1 protein-coding gene is annotated in these 563 nt (G+C 34.6%); it reads right to left on the reverse strand.

Annotated features, from left to right (window positions below; all coding sequences use genetic code 11):
• A partial coding sequence (locus ACYU87_RS27655; protein ID WP_461137231.1) for a type IV secretory system conjugative DNA transfer family protein occupies positions 1-561 on the reverse strand: 561 nt, incomplete at its 3' end.
• Between the last annotated feature and the right edge of the window lie 2 nt (positions 562-563).

Below are 563 nucleotides of genomic sequence, written 5' to 3' on the forward strand. Positions count from 1 at the left end.
GATTTTTTCAGGCTCGATTGTTATATCTCCTCTGCCTACAGATTGTTTAATAGTATAGTTTGTCGCAAACAGAGTGAGTGCCTCGTCGACTGCTTGTTTGCACCCTGCAGTGTTTTTCTCGTTAGCTCCTTCAAATGCATTTAAATAACTTATCGCTTCTTGATTTCCTGATTGATCAATGTCTCCAAAAAGATTTATATAATTATTTCTTACAATCTTTTCGCAAATTTCAATAAAATCAAAGCCTTGATGATAAAACGATATTAAGGCAGAAATTAAAATTCTTCGTCCTTGCTTTATAAAAAAATCGCTTGCTTCACCACCTTTGATAGGGTCAGGCATAAGAATGTATGCCAGCTGGCTTAAAAATTCATTTTTTTCAAAGTCTGATGAAAGCTTATCGCATACAGCAAAAGGGCTGTACTTTACTTTATATTTGTCGATTTCATCTGGATTAAAAATGATTTTATCTTTTATGTTCGGACAGTTTTTTTCAATATCTCCTGAAATATCGATAACAAACATAGAACCCTGCCAGGCTCTAAGGGTAGGGATTCCAATCG

It is taken from the genome of Spirosoma lituiforme, assembly GCF_054776635.1.